This is a genomic window from Streptomyces sp. NPDC057854 (genome assembly GCF_042797055.1).
Lineage (GTDB): Bacteria > Actinomycetota > Actinomycetes > Streptomycetales > Streptomycetaceae > Streptomyces.
Map to the genome: position 1 here is coordinate 17,976 of NZ_JBHVMF010000026.1, position 13,166 is coordinate 31,141.

Sequence of the window (13,166 nt, forward strand, 5' to 3'; positions counted from 1 at the left end):
TCGTCCGTCGCCGATGCGCTGTGCTCGCGTCCGGGAGGAGCGAAGAGGCAGCCAGGTCGGAAGCACCCGTATGTATGATCGATTGCCCATGCTCGGCCTGTGGGCCCCATGCGGTGCCCGCGGCCGGCGGCGCGATTCCGACCGTCAAGACACGGGGTGGCGACGATGTCGTTCGAGGGTGAGTGGGCCGCAGCAAAGGAAGCCGCGGCCATGAGACTGAACCAGGCCGGCGGTACGGGCGGCTCGGGGCCGGCGAAGGGTTCGGCGGACTACGTCATCGAGGACGACGACCTGGGTGCGATCGGTCACGCCGCGCACGGCCTGTTCAACGGGCTCCAGGCGGGCGGGAAGCACGCCGCCGCGGCGAGCGAGACCGCGGCGAGCGGCCTGAAGGGCGACGGCTTCGACGCCGGCGCCGCGCTGAGCGAGGTCAACAAGACCTGGGGGACACAGGTCAGGACCCTGCTCCAGGCATGTGCGCACATCTCCAATCATCTGAACTTCACGAAGAAGTCCGCGCAGGCCGACGACGACTGGATCGCGGCGCAGTTGCGCATCGTCGGCCCCGTCGCGCCCGGTGACGACGGGGCCGTACCGGCGTCCAAGATCAGTCAGCTCTTCCGGTAAGGAGCTCTCATGCCCACGTTCGAACAGCTCCTGAACGCCAAGCTGGGGCCGGCGCAGACCGCGGTCACCCAGTGGTCGGAGATGATCACGAAGCTGAACGCCCTCAAGACGGAGGCGTCGGCGATGAAGACGAAGGCGGACAAGTCGACCTGGCGGGGCGAGAACGCCACGGTGACGAAGGAGTTCGTCACGAAGACGGCGAAGGAGTTCGGTGACGCGGTCACCGAGGCCGAGTCCGTCCGCGACCTCCTCCAGGACGCGCATACCCTGCTCAAGTCGGCCCAGGCCGACCTGAAGGCGACGTACGACAACCCTCCGCCGGGCATCACCATCTACCCCGACGGTGTGATCAGCCATCGCGTCCCCCCGGACCGCCGGTCGGCCGACAGCACGGAACCACTCGCCACAGAGGCTCAGTTCGAGGCGCTACGCGGCAAGATCGAGGGCATCCTGAAGCGCGCCGCCGAGGCGGACGAGCTGTGCGCCTGGGGCCTGCGCGCGCTGATCAAGAACCACCCGAACGACTTCGGCAGCGCCGACCTCGGAGGCATCGCCGACGCGAAGAGGATGCGCGATGAGGAGAAGCAGCAGGCGGAGAACGGCCGGGAGGCCGCCAAGCTCTACGGCCGCTGGGAGCACCTCGACGACAAGGAGCGCGAGCGGCTGCTGAAGCTCGTGGAGGAGGGCCAGGGCTCGCCGGCGTTCTCCGCCGAGCTCATGACCAACCTCAGCTTCAACGGCCGGGAGCAGCAGGAGGCCGTACTCCTGCTGGCGAGCAGCCTGGAGGCCGGCGGCCGCGACGGCCAACTCTCCGCGACCGACGCCCGCCTCTACCGGGCGCTGTCCGGCAGCCTCGCCACCGCCACCGGACCCGATTCGCCGCTCGGTTCCCCCGGCGGCGTCACCTCCGCCTGGACCGACCGCCTCATCGCCGTGGCCCGCGACGGCAACGGCCTTCCGAACCGGCACCCGGGGCAGCTGGGCGGCGGAGCGGCGGGCCTCAGCGCGCTGACCAAGCTGATGGCCGCGGACAACGACGGCCAGGTCTACGACCCGAACAAGGACCCCAAGGAGAAGTCCTCGCCCTGGCAGAAGGACGAGGGCGACCCGGTGTACAGCGAGGCCTTCCTCACCGAGGTCGCCGACACCATCCGGGACTGGGAGACGACCGCCGCCGACCCGTACGACGGCCACATGGAGAACTGGCAGGGCACCCAGGAGGACCCCATGAAGGGCCTGCTGAACGCCATGAGCCGCAACCCGTCCGCCGCAACCCACTACTTCGACCCGAACACGACCGACAACCTGAAGTACTTCCTGGACGACCGGAAGTGGCCCGGCGGCGAGGTCGAGAGCGAGATGCCGGAGGAGCTCCAGCACTCCTCGGCCCGGGCCGAGCTCGGTCTCGCGCTCGAGGCCGCCGCCACCGGCCGCGCCCCTGGCACGCCGATGCACCCGGTGCCCGCCCACCACGACGGCGCCGAGACCGCGATCTTCGAGCGGGTGATGGGCGAGTACACGAAGGAGCTCAGGACCGACCAGAGCGCCGTCCCCGTCTCCATGCGGCTGCCGATGGCCGACATGATCGCCGACTACGGCTCCGACGTGCACCAGATCCTCGGCAAGAAGATGGACGGCCCGACCGACTTCAACCAGCTGGAGATCGACCGCGGCGACCTCACCCGGATCATCCGCTCCACGGCCGAGGACCCCAACGCCTTCAAGGCCATCCACGGCTCGCAGACCGCCGTGATCGGGGAGGGGCTGTCGCGCTTCCCGGAGGAGTCCTTCCGCAAGGAGGACCCGGAGCTGCGGGCCTGGGTCAAGCAGTCGGCTTCGGTGCTCGGTCACCTCGACGGTGTGCGCGGCGACGTCATCTACGACCTGGGTCAGGCCGAGAAGGACGCCAACAACTGGAACAAAATGGTCAACTATCACGTCTACGGTGGGCTGCTGCCCCCCATCCCGATCGTCGGCGACGGGGTCCAGCGCTCGATCGACTGGGGTCTGAGCGCGAACCTGAACGACGAGAACGCCAAGGTCGACGCCGCGACCCGCGAAAACATGATCAAGCACTACGACGAGGGCCAGAAGCAGCTGTACGGCATGCTGCGCGGGATGGCGACGCATCGCGGACTGTCGGAGGAGGAGCTGGACACGAGCCCCGGCGAGTACGAGGACCACCTCCAGGCGATCACCGAGCAGTGGTACCACAACGGCATGCAAGACGCCGACAAGTCGATGGGCCAGTGACCGATGGACGAGAAGTGGCTGCCGCTGACCGTCGTTCTCGGCGTCGCCGGGGCGGCGGTCGTGACCGCAGCTCTCTGGCCCGACACCGAGAAGAAGCCTTCGCTGCCGCAGGCCCTGTGCCACGGTGCGCTCAGCCGGCAGACGGCAGAGCTGATCGACGACGGCAAGGGCGGCGAGGTCGGCGCGGAGGAGTGGGTGAGCCCGGGCAAGGGCGACACCGCGGTGTTCAAGGGGTGTGCCGTGCTGCGCGCCAACCCCGACGGCAACTACCGCCGAGAGATCTTCAAACTGGTCGTCGCGGACGAGCGGCACGACCCCGGCTCCAGGAAGGACTCCGTCCCCCTCGGCCCCGGGTTCAAGGGCTGGGCGCTCCCCGAGGAGGCCAAGGCGTGGCTGCCCGCCGACTGCGCCGCCCGTATGGGCTCGACCGCCCCGTACATCACGGTGACCTTCATCGGGCCCTCGAAGAAGGACGAGGAACAGGAGAAGGACTCCGCCGAGCGCGATACCGAGATCCGCAACAGCTCGGCGGTCGTCCGCGAGGCGGCCAGGAACCTCGCGCGCATCGCCGGCTGCGAGGCAACGTGAGCGAGGAGCCGGTCTTCGTCAGGAGTGGATGGGGTACCGGCAGGTACGTCTACAACCACCGCAACCCGGTCGGTCGCGCGCTCATCGTCCTGGCGCCGCTCGTCGCGCTCGGCGTGCTGTACGGAGTGCGTGCCGAGTCGACGTGGGGCGAGGGCGAGTTCCGTGACGCCGTCCAACAGGGCGTCGCGGACCTGGACGGAAAGGCGCACTACACGACTCTCGCAGGCGACCACGGCTCCCTGATCGTCGAGGCGATCAGGAAGACCGACATCGGCCCCAGGTACGGCGTCGAGACGCACGAGGGGCAGGACGGCAACTACACCATCGGCACCGAGGACACCGACGCCGAGTACTGCGTGCGCGTCACTCTGACCCCGGATCCGGAGCCGCCCGTGGTCTTTCCTGGAGCCGAGGACCTGCCGCCGCCCGGCCCGGACATGCTCGCCTTCTACATCTCTCACGCTACCTTCAGCGAGGGCGCTTGCGACTGACGCCGTCGACACCCAGCGCACCCAAGCCCGTCAGCAACCCCAACTGGCCAGACAAGATCACCATCGCACTGCCGCCCGACACCAGCCGGGCCATCCTCGCCCAGGTCCAGCTCATGCTGGTACACCAGACCGCTTCCTCGTGGTGTTCGCGAACACCGCGTCCCACCGGCGAACCGATGAAGCTTCCGCGAGGGCGTGCTCAGCGCTCCACGATGCGCGTCCGGACGACAACCGAGGACGATCCCGCTCTGGTCGGCAACGGCATGAACCGTTGGGCACTCACCGAAGGCTTCCGCCGGGACGGACCGTCGAGTGCGCGCGCCACACGGTCGCGCTCCTCGCCCGGAGACGAGCCAGCAGGGCCACGACCCAGCCCAGCTCGTCCTCACCCGACCTCACCGATCACCCGCCAGGTCTAGATCACGCTCGGACGCCTCAACAGGAATCTGCGCCGACTTCGGCCGGCGCCACGGACGAGCGATCGGCTGAGACACCCCACGCCACCAAGCATCCGCGGGCAGCTTCCCCGCCGCAGGCTCGAACGGCTCACCAGGACGTGGGAACGCCACCGCCTGCCCCGCCTCCTCCGCCGCGTCCTTCGTCCACTCCCCCGGCTCCGCCCACGGGTGCGGAGCCAGGTTGAAGGTGGCCCAGTGGATCGGCAGCATCACACCGGCCGGAGTACCTCCCTGCAGGTCAAGATGGGCCTGGACCCCCTGCGCGGGCGTCATGTGAATGTCTGGCCACGCCCCAGGCATCGGCGTATAGTCCGTGTGGTTCTTGGGCCAGAACTCCGCGTACGCGCCGATCTGGATCATCGTCACGTCGAACGGGCCGTGGGCCGCGCCGATGTCCCGGAAGCCGCGGAAGTAGCCGGTGTCGCCGCTGTGGAAGACGCGGTGGCGCGGGCCGCGGACCGACCAGGAGGCCCAGAGGGTGTGCTGGCGGTTGCGGAGCGCCCGGCCGCAGAAGTGGCGGGCCGGGGTGGCGGTGAGGGTGACGTCGCCGACCTCGGTGGACTCGTGCCAGTCGAGTTCGCGCAGGCGGGACGCGGGGACGCCCCAGCGCTCCAGGTGCGCGCCGACGCCGAGCGGGACCGCGAACAGGGTGTCCGTGCCGGCCAGCGCCTTGATCGTGGGCAGGTCGAGGTGGTCGTAGTGGTCGTGGGAGATCACGACGACGTCGACCGGGCCGAGCGCGGCCAGCGGCGCGGGCGCCGGGTGGAGCCGGCGCGGACCGGCGAAGGAGAAGGGGGAGCAGCGCTCGCCCCAGACGGGGTCGAAGAGGATCCGTACGCCGTCGATCTCGGCGAGCACGCTGGAGTGGCCGAGCCACGTGATCCGCAGGCCGGTGGCGGCGGGGCGGGCGAGGTCCGCGACGGTCGTCGGGTGGACGGGGATGACCCCGGCCGGGGCCCGGCGGGCGCGCGCCTCCTTCTCGAAGTAGATCTTCATCAGGTCGACCGTGGAACCGGAGGGGCCGCGGCGGGCCTCCTCGGGGTTCTGGAAGACGCCGTCGGCGAAGTGCGGCGAGCGGCGGATGCGGGCCAGCCGCTCCCCCGCCGGCTCGGCACCGAAGGACTCGGGCCGCAGGGCGCGCAGCCGGTCCCGCAGCGGACGGTCTGGGCCGGTTCCGGTCACAGGTCCTCCTGATCGATGGGGTCGTTCCATTATGGGCGGCCGGGGCGGGCCCCGTCAGGGCCGGTCCGGCGCGGCCCGTCTACCCCGATCACGGAGCGGTACGGCTGGTATCGATTCGGCGCCCCCGCCCGCCGGCCGCGCGCCGCGTCGATCATGCCGCTGTCATGTGCTGTGTAGGCTTCCGGCCGTGGCGAGAGTGCGGTTGAGCGTGACCGAGCGGCGCGAGGAGCTGCTGCGGGCCGCCGTCTCGCAGATCGAGGCGCGGGGCGCCGCCGCCGTCCGGATCGCCGACGTGGCCGCCGCCCTCGGGGTGAGCAACGCGCTGGTGCTGTACCACTTCTCCACCAAGGAGCAGCTGGTCGCGGCGGCCTTCGCGCACGCGGCGGAGGGCGATCTGGCGCAGCTGCGCCGGATCCTCGGCCGCCGGGCGAGCGCGGAGCGGCGGCTGCGCGCCGCCGTCCGCTGGTACGCCCCGACCGGGCAGGCCAAGGGGTGGCGGCTGTGGATCGAGGCGTGGGCGGCCGGGCTGCGCGACCCGGAGCTGCGCCGGGTCGCGGCCGGCCTGGACCGGGCGTGGAAGGCGGCGCTGGTCTCGGTCATCGAGGAGGGGGTGGCCGCCGGCGAGTTCCCGTGCCCCGATCCGGCCAGTGCCGCCTGGCGGCTGACCGCGTACCTCGACGGGCTCGCCGTCCAGACGACGGTGTACGCGGGCGGTCTGTCCCGGACCGCGATGCTGCGGTGGGCGGACGAGGCGCTCGCCCGCGAGCTGGGCCTCCCGGCGCCGCCGGCGGTCAGAGGAGTTCGTACACCGCCGACACGGTGACCTGCTCCTCGATCTCGCCGGGGGCGAGCGGGACGGTCGGCTCGTCGGCCGGCATGGACGGCACCGCGCCGTGGCCGGGCCGCAGGGAGTCGCCCTCGCTGAGCGAGATGAGCCGGCCGAGGCGGTGGCCGCTGAGCCGGGCGTGCTGGGACGCCTTCTCGTACGCGTCCTGGTAGGCAGCCTCGCGGGCCTTGGCGCGCAGTTCCTTCGGGTCGGCGACGTCGAAGACGACGCCGTGCACCCGGCCGGCGTCGCCGGTGGCGTCGTTGACGGCGCCGACGACCTGGCCGGCCCGGTCGATCCGCCGGACCTTCACGGAGAACGTCTGCCCGGCCTGGTAGCCGGTCACCTTGGACTCGCCGCCGGTCGTCTGGGTGTAGACGGGGGTGAGGGCGAGGCTGTCGGTGCGGATGTCCCGGTCCTCGACGCCCTCCTTCCGCAGGACGGCGAGCAGCGCCTCGGCGGCGGTGCTCTGCGCGGCCATCGCCTCCTTCGCGGTCGCCCTGGTGACCTCGACGCCCACGGAGAGGATCGCCAGGTCGGGGGCGGCGGACGCGCTGCCGCTGCCCGTGACGGTGACCGTCGCCGGGGCCTCGGAGCGGGCGGCGGCCCGCGGGGCGGAGCGGTCCGGCGCGGCGGCCAGGGCGGGCGCGGCGGAGCCCAGGAGCAGCCCGCCGAGGACGGCGGTGGCGGCGAGGAGCCGGGCGGCGCGGACGCGGTGGTCCGGGAGGGCGGGCACGGGGCGGTGCGGCACGGGCGGTCCCTTCGACGGATGGGTGCCGGTGGCTCCGGCGGGCACATCCCAGCACCCGGAGGCGCCGCCTCCCGGGCGCCACTCCTGACCGGCGCCGCCCTTCACCTCTCCGTACCAGCGGCCGGGCCGCTCAGGTCTGGACGAGCGGCTCGTACACCTCCGCGCCGATGCCGAAGGTCCAGGCGACGCCCTCCCGGGCGGTCCGGGTGGCGGGCGGCACGCGGAGCCAGTAGGTGCGGTGGCTGCCGTCCGGTTCGGGCGTCGAGTTGACCACCTCGACCATGACGACGTCCTCGTCGTCGGCGAGCGCGATCCGCCAGAGCACGCCCGTCTCGTCGCGGCCCTCGGGGCGGGCCCCGGAGTCGGCGAGGAAGCGCTCGTAGCCGTAGAACTCCAGCATGACGCGGCGGAGTTCGGCGTTCTCCTCGGTGCGGATGCGCTCCGGGTCGAGGTCGGCGAGCCCGGCGAGGAAGCCGGGGGTGACCGGCATGCCGCGCCACGCGTGGAGGGCGAAGCCGTCCCGGTGGGCGAGGGCGGGGCCGTCGCCGCGGTCGAGCCGGCCGGCCTCGTCGCGGTGCAGTGCGACGGGGCGTTCGCAGACGACGGCGACGTTCTCGTACGGCCACCACCAGCCGGCCTGTCCGGCGACGGCGGCGAGCCCGGCGAGCCGGGTCCCGTGCCCGTCGAAGGCGGCGAGCCAGGCGGCGTCCTGCTGGCCGAGCACCGCGTCGTACAGCAGCTCGCGGGCCGCGGTCGCGGCGGGCGCGCCGGCCTGAGCGCGCTCGTCGAGCGCCTCCAGGACGGCGGCTCTGACCCGCTCGGCGAGCGCCCGCGTCGGCTCCCAGAGCCGGGCGCCGGTGGCCTGCCAGTGCGCGGTCCAGCCGGCCGGGCCGAGGGTGTCGTGGAGCCGGCGCCGCTCCTCCGCCCAGGGCAGGGTCCGCACCTCCTCGCGCACCGGCCGCCCCCGGTCCGTGAGGCCGGCGACCAGTTCGACGGCGGCGAGCGGCGAGTCCGCCCAGAGCACCCGCGCGGGCGCGGGCAGTCCGGCGCTCGCGTAGGCCAGCCGGACGCCGTCCTCGACCGCGGCCCGGTCGGCGGGCCCGGTGGCCGCGGCGACACGCCGCCACTTCTCGTACATGTCCCCGTCGTTCATCGTCCCGTCCCCCATCTCGCCTGCCACTGCCTGTCCCTCCGTCTCGGTCCCTGGTCCCCGGTCCCTGTCCTCAGTCCGCCACGAGCCGGTACGCGCCCGGCACGTACTCCCGCTGCCGCACCACCCGGTACCAGCCCTTCGGCAGGACGATCGTGGCGTGCTCCTCGTGCACGAGCCGCCCGCCCTCGGGCAGTTCGAGCAGGAACGGGCCGTACGGCCCCGGCTCGCGCACCAGCCGGCCGGGCCCCGGGATCGCGTGGGCGTGCCCGGTGACCTCGCCGAAGGCCAGCACCAGCCGGCCGCGCCCGTCCCTCGGCTCGCCGCGCGCGTCCTTCGCCCGGCCGGGCACGGCCCGCTCGTCGACGGGCACGATCAGCACGTCCCCCTGCCGGTACATGGCTCTCCCCTTTCCCGTCCGGGTCCCACTGCCCGAACACGAGAACGACGCTAGAGGCCGCCACTGACAACGCGTCCGCTCCCGCCCCCGCCGCCCCCCGCTGTCAGTGCCGCTTGGTAGAACTCTTGCCGTCAGTCCGTACAGCCGTCCGTCGTCTGGAGCACCGTCATGACCATTGGGGCCTATCTGGAGGAGTTCCACGGCCTCCCCGTCTTCGACTTCGCCGGCGCCGAGCCGGGCGACGCCCTCCCCGACGCCGCGGCGGTGGCGTGGCGGGTGTCCGGCCCGACGTACCGCGACGCCGACGACCCCGAGTGGGACGGCCTGTTCGGGCAGTTCCTGAAGAGCGTCGACACCCGCCGGGTCCGCGCGATCGTGGTCGGCGGCTGGGAGGACGCGTACGAGACCTCCTCCGCCGGGATCGTCACCGCCCTGATCGCCGCGAACGACCGCCTGACCGGCCTGGAGGCCGTCTTCCTCGGGGACATGACGGTCGAGGACTGCGAGATCTCCTGGATCGTGCAGTCCGACGTGACGCCGCTGCTCGCCGCCTACCCGGCGCTGCGGGAGCTCGGGGTGCGCGGCGGCAGCGGGCTCGCCTTCCCGTCGGTGCGCCACACCGGCCTGGAGACCCTGGTCGTGGAGACCGGCGGGCTCGGCGCCGAGGTGGTGCGCGGCATCGCCGGCAGCGACCTGCCCGCCCTGGAGCGCCTGGAACTGTGGCTGGGCACCGACGAGTACGGCGGCGACTCCTCCCCGGCCGACCTGGCGCCGCTGCTGTCCGGCGAGGCGTTCCCGGCCCTGCGCAGCCTGGGGCTGTGCAACAGCGTCATCGAGGACCAGGTGGCGGCGGCGGTGGCGAGCGCGCCGGTCGTCGCCCGGCTCGACAGGCTCGACCTCAGCATGGGCGTGCTCACCGACGAGGGCGCGGCGGCCCTGCTCGACGGGCAGCCGCTCACCCACCTGCGGGAGCTGGACCTGTCGCACCACTACTTGTCTGAGGCGATGGGCGCACGGCTGACGGCCGCGCTCGCCCCGCACGGCGTGCGGGTGGTCCTGGACGACCCGCAGGAGCCGGAGGACGACGGCGACGGGGACGTCTGGCGCTACGTCGCCGTCGCCGAATGACCGGCGGCCCGCGCCTCGTCGTCGTCGGCGATCCGGCGGGCCGGCGCGTCGCGTTCTTCCAGGACGCGCTGCGCGCCGCCGGGCTGCCCGGGGCGCGGGTCGTCTCCTGGCTCGACGTGCTGGCCGGCCGGGCCCGCCTCGCGGCGGGCGAGACCGTGCGCGTCGACTCGCCCGGGGAGGTGCCGGAGGTGGACCGCCTGCTGCGGGACGCCGACGACCCGGCCCGGGTGGAGGGCGGCCGGCTCTGGTACGAGCGGTTCACCGCCGCCGTCGCCGGGCTCGCGGCCGAGGCCGCGCGGGCCGGCGCGGTGCTGGTGGACGATCCGGCGGAGACGGCGGTCCTCTTCGACAAGCGGCTCACCCACGGCCGGCTCGCCGACGCCGGGGTGCCGGTCCCGGCGTCGCCGACCTCGGGCCCCGGCGGGGCGCCGGTGCGCGGCTGGGACGACCTGGTGGCGCTGACGGCCGCGGCCGGGCTGCGCCGGGTCTTCGTGAAACCGGCCCACGGCTCCTCCGCCTCCGGGGTCCTCGCCCTGGAGACGGCGGCCGGGGGCCGGGTGCAGGCGACCACCTCGGTGGAGCGGGACGGGGCCGGACGGCTCTTCAACTCGCTGCGGGTGCGGCGCTACACGGGGGCGCGGGAGGTCGGCGCCCTGGTCGACGCGCTCGCGCCGGACGGGCTGCACGTGGAGCGCTGGCTGCCGAAGGCGGTGCAGGGCGGCCGGGCCGCCGACCTGCGGGTGGTGGTGACCGGCGGGCGCGCCACGCACGCCGTGGTCCGCACCAGCCGCTCCCCGATGACCAATCTCCACCTCGGCGGCGCCCGCGGCGACCTGGCCGCCGCGCGGGCGGCGATCGCCGCCGCCGGCGGGCGCTGGGAGGACGCCGTCGCCGTGTGCGAGCGGGCGGCGGCGGCCTTCCCGGGCACCCGCTGCGTCGGCGTGGACCTGCTGCCGGGCGCCGGCTGGCGCCGCTTCGCGGTCGGCGAGGTCAACGCCTTCGGGGACCTCCTGCCCGGCCTCACCGGCCTCCCCGGCAGCGGCGCGGAGGGCCTGGACACGTACGGTGCCCAGGTCGCCGATCTGCTGCGCGCCTCCGGGACACCGACATCCAGCACCACAGGAACGAGCACCACCCCGTGAACCAGCCCGACATGAACGAGATCGTCGGCAGCCATGACCTGCTCCTGGTCACCCTCGACACCCTCCGGTACGACGTGGCCGCCGAGCTGGCCGCGGCCGGCCGCATCCCGAACCTGGCCCGGCACCTGCCGGGCGGGCGGTGGGAGCGGCGGCACGCCCCCGGCAGTTTCACCTACGCCTCCCACCAGGCGATCTTCGCCGGTTTCCTGCCGACGCCGGCGGTGCCGGGGCCGCATCCGCGGCTCTTCGCGGCCCGGTTCGCGGGCAGCGAGACCACCGCGGACGGCACCTTCGTGTACGACTCCCCCGACCTGGTGTCCGCGCTCGCCGCCGAGGGTTACCGCACGGTGTGCGTGGGTGGCGTCGGGTTCTTCAACAAGCGGCCGCCGCTCGGCTCGGTGCTGCCCGGTCTGTTCCAGGAGAGCCACTGGGAGCCGTCGTTCGGGGTGGCGTCGCCGACCTCGTTCGAGGCGCAGGTGACGCGGGCGGAGGAGGTGGTGGCCGCGCTCCCGGCCGGGCGCCGGCTCTTCCTCTTCGTGAACGTGGCGGCCCTGCACCAGCCCAACTGGTTCCACACCCCGGGCGCGCGCCGCGAGGCCGGCGACACCCGGGCCACCCACGCGGCGGCGCTGGAGTACGTGGACCGGCACATCGGGCGGCTGTTCGCCGCGATGTCCTCCCGCCGCCGCTGCTTCGCGATCGTCTGCTCGGACCACGGGACGGCGTACGGCGACGACGGGTACACGGGCCACCGGCTCGGCCACGAGGTGGTGTGGACGGTGCCGTACGCGCAGTTCACGCTGGACGGTCCCCGGGAAGGAGCCGCCGCGTGACCGGCACCGCGCACCCGCGTCCGTACCGCTCGTACGTCTACGCCTACCCGCACAAGACGGCGTACCGGCCGCTGCCCGAGCGGCCGGAGCTGGCCGCGCTGTGGGCGGACGAGCCGAAGGACGCCCTCTCGCTGTACGCGCACATACCTTTCTGCGAGGTCCGCTGCGGCTTCTGCAACCTCTTCACCCGGATCGGCGCCCCGGACGAGCTGACGACCCGCTACCTGGACGCGCTCGGCCGGCAGGCCGCGGCGGTCCGGGAGGCGCTGGGCGACGCGGCGCCGGTGCGGTTCGCGACGGCGGCGTTCGGCGGCGGCACGCCGACCTTCCTGACCGCCGCCGAGCTGGAGCGGCTGTGCGACATCGCCGAGCACCGCATGGGCGCCGACCTGCGGGCGGTGCCGCTCTCCGTCGAGACCTCGCCGGCCACCGCCACCGCCGACCGGCTCGCGGTCCTCGCCGCGCGCGGCGCCACCCGGCTGAGCATCGGGGTGCAGAGCTTCGTGGACGCCGAGGCGCGGGCGGCGGTCCGGCCGCAGCGCCGCGCGGACGTGGAGGCGGCGCTCGGCCGGATCCGGGACACCGCGGTGCCGGTGCTCAACATCGACCTCATCTACGGCATCGAGGGGCAGACCGAGGAGACCTGGCGGTACTCGCTGGACGCGGCGCTCGCCTGGCGGCCCGAGGAGCTGTACCTGTACCCGCTGTACGTGCGCCCGCTGACCGGGCTCGGCCGCTCGGCCCCGGCCGAGTCGGACCGGGAGTGGGACGAGCGGCGGCTGCGGCTCTACCGGCGGGGCCGGGACCACCTGCTGGCGCACGGCTACGAGCAGGTGTCGATGCGGATGTTCCGGCGGGCGGACGCGGGCCCGGCCGGGCCCGACGACTACGCCTGCCAGACCGACGGCATGATCGGCCTGGGCTGCGGCGCGCGTTCGTACACGGCGGCGCTGCACTACTCCTTCGACTACGCGGTCGACATGCGGGAGATCCGGTCGATCATCGACGCCTACACGGAGACCGCCGACTTCTCCCGGGCCGAGGTGGGCCGGTGGGTGGACGGCGGCGAGGCGCGCCGCCGCCACCTGCTCCAGTCGCTGCTGCAGGCCGAGGGCATGGAGCTCGCCGGGTACGAGAAGCGGTTCGGGTCGGGCGCGCACGAGGACTTCGGCCCGGAGCTGGAGCGGTTCGCCGGGTACGGCTGGCTGGACGGGTCGGCGCCGGACGGGCTGCTGCGCCTGTCGCCGGAGGGCCTCGCGCACTCGGACGGCCTCGGTCCGGAGCTGTTCTCCCCCGCCGTACGGGCCGCGATGGCCGCGTACGAGCCGAAGTAGGGG

Annotated in this window: 13 protein-coding genes; 9 read left to right on the forward strand and 4 right to left on the reverse strand. The window is 73.6% G+C overall.

Features of this window, described 5'->3' with window-relative positions; all coding sequences use genetic code 11:
* The first annotated feature begins 210 nt into the window (after nucleotides 1-210).
* From ACFVQZ_RS30195 to ACFVQZ_RS30210, 4 genes are read left to right on the forward strand one after another with little or no spacing between them, the layout of a single operon-like run.
* Nucleotides 211-627 carry a hypothetical protein gene (locus ACFVQZ_RS30195; RefSeq protein ID WP_321192921.1) on the forward strand — a complete coding sequence of 139 codons (417 nt, stop codon included), beginning with the start codon at nucleotides 211-213 and terminating at the stop codon, nucleotides 625-627.
* A 9-nt stretch (nucleotides 628-636) separates the two neighbouring features.
* Nucleotides 637-2,880, forward strand: coding sequence for a DUF6571 family protein (locus tag ACFVQZ_RS30200; RefSeq protein ID WP_383627875.1), 2,244 nt, complete (start codon nucleotides 637-639; stop codon nucleotides 2,878-2,880).
* Nucleotides 2,881-2,883: 3 nt separating this feature from the next.
* Entirely contained in the window at nucleotides 2,884-3,468 is a 585-nt protein-coding gene (locus tag ACFVQZ_RS30205; protein WP_383627877.1) for a hypothetical protein, read from the forward strand.
* Complete coding sequence (locus ACFVQZ_RS30210) at nucleotides 3,465-3,959, forward strand: hypothetical protein (protein ID WP_383627879.1); 495 nt, start codon at nucleotides 3,465-3,467, stop codon at nucleotides 3,957-3,959. Before ACFVQZ_RS30205 ends, ACFVQZ_RS30210 begins: the two co-directional genes overlap by 4 nt.
* Before the next feature lie 395 nt (nucleotides 3,960-4,354).
* Here ACFVQZ_RS30210 and ACFVQZ_RS30215 read toward each other — a convergent pair whose 3' ends face one another.
* Nucleotides 4,355-5,599 (reverse strand): MBL fold metallo-hydrolase, encoded by a 1,245-nt coding sequence (locus tag ACFVQZ_RS30215; protein WP_383627880.1) that lies wholly within the window; start codon nucleotides 5,597-5,599, stop codon nucleotides 4,355-4,357.
* A 187-nt stretch (nucleotides 5,600-5,786) separates the two neighbouring features.
* Between ACFVQZ_RS30215 and ACFVQZ_RS30220 the strand changes: the two genes are divergently transcribed.
* Nucleotides 5,787-6,422, forward strand: coding sequence for a TetR/AcrR family transcriptional regulator (locus ACFVQZ_RS30220; protein WP_383627882.1), 636 nt, complete (start codon nucleotides 5,787-5,789; stop codon nucleotides 6,420-6,422).
* Here the strand turns inward: ACFVQZ_RS30220 and ACFVQZ_RS30225 are convergent.
* The 3 genes from ACFVQZ_RS30225 to ACFVQZ_RS30235 form a co-directional block, all read right to left on the reverse strand.
* The gene (locus ACFVQZ_RS30225) at nucleotides 6,391-7,176 is read right to left on the reverse strand and encodes an SIMPL domain-containing protein (RefSeq protein ID WP_383627884.1); all 786 of its coding nucleotides are present in this window, start codon (nucleotides 7,174-7,176) and stop codon (nucleotides 6,391-6,393) included. The two genes, ACFVQZ_RS30220 and ACFVQZ_RS30225, sit on opposite strands and share 32 nt — an antisense overlap.
* Before the next feature lie 130 nt (nucleotides 7,177-7,306).
* Nucleotides 7,307-8,329: a DUF6745 domain-containing protein gene (locus ACFVQZ_RS30230; protein WP_383627886.1), complete on the reverse strand. Its 1,023-nt coding sequence runs from the start codon at nucleotides 8,327-8,329 to the stop codon at nucleotides 7,307-7,309.
* A gap of 70 nt (nucleotides 8,330-8,399) precedes the next feature.
* Entirely contained in the window at nucleotides 8,400-8,726 is a 327-nt protein-coding gene (locus ACFVQZ_RS30235) for a hypothetical protein (RefSeq protein WP_383627888.1), read from the reverse strand.
* A 168-nt stretch (nucleotides 8,727-8,894) separates the two neighbouring features.
* Between ACFVQZ_RS30235 and ACFVQZ_RS30240 the strand changes: the two genes are divergently transcribed.
* The 4 genes from ACFVQZ_RS30240 to ACFVQZ_RS30255 are packed head-to-tail and all read left to right on the forward strand — an operon-like array spanning nucleotide 8,895 to nucleotide 13,163.
* A complete protein-coding gene (locus ACFVQZ_RS30240) occupies nucleotides 8,895-9,854 on the forward strand; it encodes an STM4015 family protein (protein ID WP_383627890.1) in 960 nt (319 codons plus the stop codon).
* Nucleotides 9,851-10,996, forward strand: coding sequence for an STM4014 family protein (locus ACFVQZ_RS30245; RefSeq protein WP_383627892.1), 1,146 nt, complete (start codon nucleotides 9,851-9,853; stop codon nucleotides 10,994-10,996). The genes ACFVQZ_RS30240 and ACFVQZ_RS30245 overlap by 4 nt, the downstream gene beginning before the upstream one ends.
* A gap of 11 nt (nucleotides 10,997-11,007) precedes the next feature.
* A complete protein-coding gene (locus tag ACFVQZ_RS30250; protein WP_383627989.1) occupies nucleotides 11,008-11,829 on the forward strand; it encodes an STM4013/SEN3800 family hydrolase in 822 nt (273 codons plus the stop codon).
* On the forward strand, nucleotides 11,826-13,163 hold the full coding sequence (locus ACFVQZ_RS30255) for an STM4012 family radical SAM protein (RefSeq protein WP_383627894.1): 1,338 nt from the start codon (nucleotides 11,826-11,828) through the stop codon (nucleotides 13,161-13,163). The genes ACFVQZ_RS30250 and ACFVQZ_RS30255 overlap by 4 nt, the downstream gene beginning before the upstream one ends.
* Nucleotides 13,164-13,166 lie beyond the last annotated feature (3 nt).